Consider the following 7,839-nt stretch of genomic DNA (forward strand, 5'->3'; position numbering starts at 1 on the left):
GTCGTCGCGGGATGTGCTCGCGGTGAGGCAGACGTCTCCTTCGTCCAGCTCCGGGTGGCCGTCCAGATGGGCGGCGAGCTGCGCTGCCGCCTCCCGCAGCCCGGCGGCGCTGCGGGCCGACAGGGTCAGCAGGTGCGGCCCGGCTTCCGTACCCTTGTACGTTGCGTGGGGCGGGGCCTGCGTGGCGCGGGGTGTGACCTGCGGCGCGTGGGGCGGGGCCTGTTCAAGAACGGCATGAGCGTTGGTCCCGCCGAAACCGAAGGCGTTGACGCCCGCCACGAGCGGGCCGGAAGAGGTCCAGTCCCGGGCCTCGGTCACCACGGAGAAGCCGGCGGTCGCAAGGCCCGGTGAGGGGGACGCGTGGTGCAACGACGGAGGCAGCCTGCGGTGGTTCAGCGCCAGCACGACCTTGACCAGGGAAGGCAGTGCGGCCGCGTTCAGCAGATGCCCGATGTTCGTCTTCACCGAACCGAGGAGCCGCGGCTCACCGTCGGGCCGCGGGGGGAACGCGTGGGCGAGCGAGCGCAGTTCGATCGGGTCCCCCACGGCCGTGCCCGTTCCATGGGCCTCCACGTAGGTCACCGAGGCGGGGTCGACACCGGCCGTCTCGTACGCCCGGGTGATGACCTCGCGCTGCCGCAGCGGGTTGGGCGCCATGAGACTCATCGAGCGGCCGTCGTTGTTGACGGCGGTACCCCGGACCAGGGCGAGTACGGCGTCGTCGGCGGCACGGGCGGCGCCCAGCCGTGTCAGGACGATCGCGGCACCGCCCTCACCGGGTACGAAGCCGTCGGCGTCGGCACTGAAGGCGCGGCTGCGGCCTGTGGGGGAGAGGGCCTGTGCCTCCTCCAGCAGGCGGTGACCGGTCGAGGTCAGGTGGAGGTTGACCCCGCCGACCACGGCGAGGTCGCACTCGCCGTCCAGGAGGCTGCGCCGTGCCAGGTGCAGGGCCGTCAGCCCCGACGAGCAGGCGGTGTCCACGGCGAGCGCGGGACCGTCGAGGTCGAGGCACTGGGAGACGCGGGCGGCGATGAGACCGGGCAGGTTCCCGGTGAGGGCGGCGGGCAGGGGGGACCCGTCGGCGGAGGCGCGGTCCAGCACCTCCCGGTAGCCGCTCTCCCCGACGGCCGCGAAGACCCCGATCCTGCGGCCGCTCCGGCGGGGCCCCGCGTAACCGGCACGTTCGAGGGCCTCATGGGCGAGTTCGAGGAAGAGCCGCGCCTGCGGATCGAGCGCACGGGCCTCGTCCTGGCCGATGCCGAAGTAGCCGGCATCGAAAGCGGCGGGGTCGTCGAGCAGGGCACCCCAGCGTCGCCGGGGAGCTGTCGAGGCCCGGGCCCCGGGACCATCCCACCGCCCGTCCGGTACGGGGGTGACGGCGTCGCGCCCGTCGATGAGCAGGTCCCAGAACGCGTCGGGTGTGTCAGCGCCGGGGAACCGGCACGCCATCCCGATGACGGCCGCGACCGCCTCGGAACCGGCCCCGGCCGAGATTTCAGGCTGCTCGCCCTCCGGGGCGGACGACGTGGGTGCCGGAACAGCGCTGGGGGCACCGGTCAGAAGATGACCGGCGAGTGCGGCGACGGTGTCGTGGTCCCGGATCACCGCCGGTGGCAGCGTGAGGCCGAAGGCGTCCTCCAGCGCCACGAGAACCTCCATGGCCTTCAGGGACGTCCCACCCAGGCTCCCGAACGGCTCGTGCCGCCCGATCGACCCGGCGGGCCGACCCAGCACACGCGCCCACACCTCCCGTACGGCCTGTTCGGCCTCGGCCCGCGACCGGGGCGCCGCGGCCGGCCCGGGAGAGGCGGACCCGGACCCGGCACCGGCTGCGGACCCCGTACGCTCCGGAGAACTCGCCTCGGCCGTGGAGCTTGCACCGGCCATGGTTCCCGCACCGGCCGAGGACCGCGCCCTGGTCATGGTTCCCGCACCGGCCGAGGACCGCGCCCTGGTCATGGTTCCCGCCTCGGCCGGAGACCTCGTATCGGCCGTCAGCCCCGCACCGGCCGGAGGCACAGTGTCTCCCGGTCCCCGGTCGCCCGCCTCGAACCGCTCCCGCAGACGTTGCCGCTGCAGCTTCCCGCTCGTCGTACGGGGAAACGCCCCCGGAGGCAGGGCCAGTACCCGTACGTCGTCGTGGAGGAGTGCCTCGCGCACCCGGGCGGCGACCTGTTCGAGTACCTCCGCCGCCCCGTGCGGCGGCCGGGCCCAGGGGATGAACACCACGACGCGCTCCCCGCCGGTCAACGGGTCGGTCGATCCGATCACGGCGGGGGCACCGGGAGGCAGCCCGGGGGTGGCCGCGGCGACCGCCTCCATGTCCGGGGCGTGGAAGGTGCGGCCGTTGAGGAACAGGACGTCCTTGTGGCGCCCCGTGACGCACAGCCGGCCGTCCCGCAGGAAACCGAGATCGCCGGTACGCAGCCACCCGCCGGAGAACGCATCGGCGCTCTCACCGGGGAGGCGGTGGTAGCCACGGGCCAGCTGAGGCCCGCTGACCATGATGTGCCCGACCCGCCGGTCGCCGAGCTCGGCACCCCCGTCGTCGACGATCCGTACGGTGCACCCCGCCACCGGGACCCCGACGTCCATCAGCTCGACGGCCCCCTCGCCCGCCACCGAGTCCACCGCCGCACCCCGGCTCAGCGAGACACGGTCCAGGACCAGGGGCTCGGCCACTTCCCCCAGCGGCGGGAACGTCACCGCCAGCGTCGCCTCCGCCAGCCCGTAGACGGGCTGGGCCGCCGACGGAACCAGCCCCGCCGGGCGCGTCTTGCGGGCGAACTCCCGCCACACCGCGGGCGCGATCGGCTCCGCGCCCACCAGCATCAGCCGTACGGCCGAAAGGTCCAGCCGTGCGACGACCTCGTCAGGGACCCGCCGTACCGCCAGCGCCAGGGCGAAGTTGGCCGCGGAGAGCACGGTGGCCCGGTGCCGGTCCGCAACCTCGAACCAGACCCGGGGCCGCTTGGCGAACGACAGCGGCCCGATCTTCACCTGCTTGGCACGGGCGGCCAGCGGGGCGAGGTGGGTACCGATGAGCCCCATGTCGTGGAAGTACGGCATCCAGCTGACCACGACGTCGTCGGCACCGAGCGCCGACGCCGTCCGCATCTGCTCCAGATTGGCGAGCACCGCGCGATGGCTGACCTCCACGCCCTTGGGGGCACCGGTGCTCCCCGAGGAGAACTGCACGAACGCGACGTCCTGCGGCCCGGCGACGACCGGCTCCCGCAGCACCGGCACCTGCCGCAGCACATCGAGCGTCAGAGCGCGTACGTCACCGGGGAGTTCACCGGCCACCGACCTGGTCGCCGCGTCCACGACGACGGGCGGCCGGCCCAGGTGCTCCCAGACCGGCAGGACGCGCCGGGCGTCGGGCGCCAGCGGCACGGGGACGAGACCGGCGGCGAGCGCACCCCAGAACATCGGCTGGAAGTCCTCGCTGCGATCGGCCAGCAACGGCACACAGCTCCCCGGCGCGAGGCCGGCCTCCCGGAGACCGCCGGCCACGCTCATGGCGTCGTCCAGGAGTTCGGGCAGAGTGACGGTCAACTCGCTGCCGTCGCCGCGGACATGGACGACAACCTGCCCGGGAGCATCACGGACCGCGCCCAGCAGTACATCCAGCAGTGTCATGTTGTCGTCCACCGGCCCGTCGGTCCGTTCTCCACACGCGCGGCGGCGCACGCACTGATCAGTGTTCCCCTGCCGGGGGCCTCTCCCCGTCCGCCGGCCACCGGCCCCCGTGCTGATCCTAGAAACGCCCTGGCCGCAGGGGATCAACCGCCGGGAGGAGACCGCGTGCGCCCTGAGACTGACCTGGACCGCGCCGAGGGGCGTGCGGGGGGCCCTCGGGCAGGGACGGGGGAGGCGCGTGGTACCTCGGCGCTGGATCAGGCCGCCGGCCATGGCGGGAGGGGCACGGCCGGCGGACGGCAGCGCTGCGCCGGGCCGGGCCGATACCGGTCGGTGCAGGTGGGTGACATCGGGAATCGCAGCTCGAGGCGAGGCAACGCGGGCAGGCCGGGCAGGCCTGCCCGACCTGCCCGACGGACCCATCCGGCCTGCCCGACTTGACTCACCCGACTCACCCGACTCACCCGACTCACCCGACTTGCCTGGCCGGGGGCGCGGGCGGCCATGAGGGGCCGTACGCGAGACCTGGCCGGGCGGTTGACTTGAAGGCTCGCTACACGCCGGCCGGCCCGGCCTGCTGCACGACCTCGAAGGACCACACGGTGGACCCGCTGGCCGCCGGCTTCGGACGCTCGCCGCCGCTGTCGGGGCCTTGGTGGGCGGCCTTCATCGGCCCCTCCATCCAGGCCTGGAAGGACGCCTCGTCACGCCAGCGCGTGTAGACGAGGTAGTTGTCGGTGCCCTCGACGGGCCGAAGCAGCTCGAACCACTCGAACCCGTCGGAGCTCTCGACGGCGTGTGCCCGGGACGCGAAGCGCTTCTCCAGCGTCTCGCGTTGTTCCTGGGGGACGGTCAGCACATTGATCTTGACTACGCTCATGGCCTCATCCTGCCGTACGACGCTCAACGGGAGGGGCAGCGCCCCCGGGCTGTGGTGCGGGAACGGGACTCACCTCCCGGCGCTCATGGAACCGGGCCCCTTCACCTCGCATCCGATCCGTGGGGCCCGCCGCGGCGGATGTGGAAGGAGGCGCATCGCGACGAGGCGGCGGCCCCGCGGCACCTACGCGCCGGTCGCGCGCTTTCCGAGGAGCGTCCGTATCGGCAGCGTCAACGCCGTACCGCTCAGGGCTGTGCTTTTGTCTTTGGGTCGCATGTTGTACGTGTGATGTCCGCTGCGTGTACGCGGTTCGTACGTTGTCTTGGGTAGGTTGGCAGTCAGGAGGTGTTTGATGTCTGAGTTGTTCGATGCGGTGGATGCTTTGCTGGCGTCGCGTGCTGCGCTGCCGCCGCCGGGGGAGCGGAAGCGGTTGCGTGTTGCGCATGGTCTGACGATCGAGGAAGTGGCGTCTGCGCTGAGGGTGCGCCGGGCTACGGTGTCCGGCTGGGAGTCCGGAAAGACCGAGCCGCGTCCGCCGGAGCGTGATGCTTATGCCCGGCTGCTGGACAAGCTCGCGCAGCTCTATCCGGCGGGTGCGGGTGGTGTGGGTGTGCCTGGTCCTGGGGCTGCGGTGCAGGCGCGGCCGCCGTCCACGGCTCCGGCGTCTGAGGCTGCGGACACGGCGGCACCGGAGGGCACTCGGTCTCCTGTTCCTGTTCCCGCTGATGCTGCGGCGGCCGCGCCGCGCCCGGCGCGCACCATGAGGCCGGCTTCGCCGGTGCCGTTGTCGGGGTCGCGTCGTTCCGGTGTGAGGAGGGCGGCGCCGGACGGGGTTCCGGCAGGCGGGGGTGGTCTGCGGTTCGAGAACGGGCCGTTGGCGGTCGTGGATGTCGAGGACGGGCAGGTGGTGGCGTACTGCGTCGGTGGTCTGGTTCTGGATGTGCCTGCCAGGTCGGTCCCGTCCTTGGTGGACTGGGCTCTTAAGGAGGCGAGGCTCGGGCAGCCGAAGCTGTCGGGGCCGGGCAGGGATGCTGACCCGCTGCTTGTGCTGACCGTGTCCGCCCTGGAGCGTTACGGCCTTCCTGTGGCCCTGACGGAGGAGGAGAAGCATGCCGGGCGTATTCCGGAGGGCCATAAGGTCATCAAGCAGCTGGCCCGTGCTGAGTGGAGGCTGACCAAGAGGGGTTTTGGGCCCTGGGCGCGGGTCTACCGCCCGGCCATGGGTTCGGATCGTCAGTGTGTCCAGTTGTGCATCCCGTCGTGGAACGCGCTGGACGCCCGTCACTGGGGTGAGGCCGGGCAGTTGCCGGCGGCTGACCTTGTTCGTGTTTTGGGTGTGTATGCGTCTCGGGTGATGACGCCGCGGGGTTCGACGGCGGTGACGGGTCTGGAGTTGATGACGGCGTTGCACCCGGCGACCCGGGCTTCCGGGCCGGACGGGGACGGTAAGCGGCACTCCGAGCACAACCCTGGTTCCTTGGGCAGGGATCCGGTCGACCCGGCGCCGTGTGAGGCCCCTGACGGGCATCCCGTTCTTGCCGGCTTGCCTCGCTTCCATGTGCGTGGCCCGGCGGAGAAGCTGTTCGAGGAGGCGTTCGACTGGGCGCGGCCGATGACCGATGCCGAGTGCACCCTGCGTCATTTGGTCGGGATCGACGTGAACTTGGCTTTCGCTGCCGGGGCGAACGGTCTCAGTGTCGGTCTGGGTGAGCCGACGTATGTGAAGGCTCCGGTGTTCGAGGCGAAGCTGCCTGGCTCGTGGCTGGTCGATCTGAGCCATGTCGACCTGTCGAGGGTGAAGGCGGGAAGGGAGTGGGTGGAGCTGGACGGCGGTCTGTTGCCCTCCCCGTTCACGCCGAAGGGGGACCGTCCGGAGGGGCCGGCCTGGTATGCGACGCCGACGGTGGCGTACGCGGTGGAGCTCGGCTACGACGTGGCACCGGCGGAGGCGTGGGTCCGGTACGAGAACGGCCGCTATCTGGACAGCTGGTACCAGCGGCTGCGCGATGCCTATCTCGCCACGATGGCGGATCTCGGGGTCGGTGCCGATCTGGACCCGGCCGGGTTCCTGGCCGCGATGGACGGCTACCGCAGCCGGGACCCGGAGTTGGGGATGGTCCTCTCGGCGGTCAAGGCGACGGTGAAGGGCGGCCTGGGCAAGCTGCGTGAGCGCCCGCGTGGGGAGGGATGGCGGCCGGGCGAGCCGTGGCGTGCCCTGTCCCGCCCGACGTGGCGGCCCGACATCCGTGCGGCGGTCATCTCCCGCACCCGGGTCAACCTGCACCGCAAGATCGTCAAGCATGCGGTGTTCACCGGGCAGTATCCGATCGCGGTCCTGTCCGACTGCGTCGTCTATGCCGCCGATGGGGAGAGCCCGCTGGACTTCCTGCCCTACCGGGAGGGCAAGCCGCTGCCCGGCGGTTTCAAGCTCGGTGTCAATCCCGGTCTGGTCAAGCACGAGGGCACCCAGTTGGTGCTGTGGGGCGAGGAGGTCCGTGAGCGGTTCGGCGCCCCGGAGCTCAACCTCGCCCGGTACATCAAGGACGGTGCCGTCACCGGCGTCGACAACGGAGAGTAGGTGAGGGCGAGGATGAGCCTGATCGGGGACGGCCTGGAGAAGGCGGTGCAGAAGGCGTTCACCCGCCCGGTGCCCAGGAGCGCGGGCCCGCAGATGCGGTATCTGGTCAAGCAGCTGGGCGGCACCAGGGCGGTCGCCCAGCTGCTGCGGGTCTCCCAGCGCACCGTCGAGCGGTACGTGAGGAACCAGATCAGGAAGCCCCGCCCGGACCTCGCGGTGCGTCTGGAGCGGGAGGTGAGGAAGCGGTGGCAGCCGCGGGTCCGGGCGAGGGCGAGGGCGAAGGCGGTGAGCACGGGCGGCATGGTCATCGATACCCGCGCCCGTATGGGGTATACCGCGCCGATCGGGTCGACGGACCAGGACCGCATCCGGCACCTGACCGTCGCTCTGCCCCCGCACTACGCCGCCCGCCTCTTCGATGCCCAGGAGGCCGGTGCCAGTGACGCCCGGCTCCAGGAGATCGCTGCCGAAGCGCTCAGGGACGTCTACTTCCAGGACGGCGGCCGTCGGGCCGGAAGCCTGGAGGAGGTCCGGTTCACGGACATCGAGCACCTGGAGTTCGATCTGTAGCCACTGCGTTCCGGGCTGTTTGTGGGTTTCGGGTTGTTGCGGTTGTTGGTCCGCCCCTTGGCGGGGTTGTCGGTCTCCCTGACTCAAGTGCTGACGTCGAGCGAGCGTTGTGCTGTGCCTGCCGTTGTGCTGTGCCTGCTGTTCTGTGTGTGTTGTGTGGTGGTGTGTT

4 protein-coding genes are annotated in these 7,839 nt (G+C 71.6%); 2 read left to right on the forward strand and 2 right to left on the reverse strand.

Going from position 1 to position 7,839, the window contains the following annotated elements; genetic code table 11:
* Both AB0917_RS32510 and AB0917_RS32515 read right to left on the reverse strand, forming a co-directional pair.
* The coding region (locus AB0917_RS32510) for a beta-ketoacyl synthase N-terminal-like domain-containing protein (RefSeq protein WP_366823305.1) at positions 1-3,654 on the reverse strand (3,654 nt) is incomplete at its 3' end.
* 541 nt (positions 3,655-4,195) lie between these two features.
* Positions 4,196-4,522, reverse strand: a complete 327-nt coding sequence (locus AB0917_RS32515; RefSeq protein ID WP_366823306.1) for an antibiotic biosynthesis monooxygenase — start codon at positions 4,520-4,522, stop codon at positions 4,196-4,198.
* Between the two features lie 352 nt (positions 4,523-4,874).
* Here AB0917_RS32515 and AB0917_RS32520 point away from each other — a divergent pair, with 352 nt between their 5' ends.
* Positions 4,875-7,100 carry a helix-turn-helix transcriptional regulator gene (locus AB0917_RS32520; protein ID WP_366823307.1) on the forward strand — a complete coding sequence of 742 codons (2,226 nt, stop codon included), beginning with the start codon at positions 4,875-4,877 and terminating at the stop codon, positions 7,098-7,100.
* A gap of 12 nt (positions 7,101-7,112) precedes the next feature.
* Positions 7,113-7,670: an XRE family transcriptional regulator gene (locus AB0917_RS32525; RefSeq protein ID WP_366823308.1), complete on the forward strand. Its 558-nt coding sequence runs from the start codon at positions 7,113-7,115 to the stop codon at positions 7,668-7,670.
* The last annotated feature ends 169 nt before the right edge of the window (positions 7,671-7,839 follow it).

The sequence above is a fragment of the Streptomyces sp. NPDC007346 genome (genome assembly GCF_040703535.1).
Classification (GTDB): domain Bacteria; phylum Actinomycetota; class Actinomycetes; order Streptomycetales; family Streptomycetaceae; genus Streptomyces.

Excerpts from the sequence above, each read along its gene's own strand:
- AB0917_RS32520 (WP_366823307.1), top strand. The coding sequence starts at position 4,875 with ATGTCTGAGTTGTTCGATGCGGTGGATGCTTTGCTGGCGTCGCGTGCT.
- AB0917_RS32515 (WP_366823306.1), bottom strand. The coding sequence starts at position 4,522 with ATGAGCGTAGTCAAGATCAATGTGCTGACCGTCCCCCAGGAACAACGC.
- AB0917_RS32525 (WP_366823308.1), top strand. The coding sequence starts at position 7,113 with ATGAGCCTGATCGGGGACGGCCTGGAGAAGGCGGTGCAGAAGGCGTTC.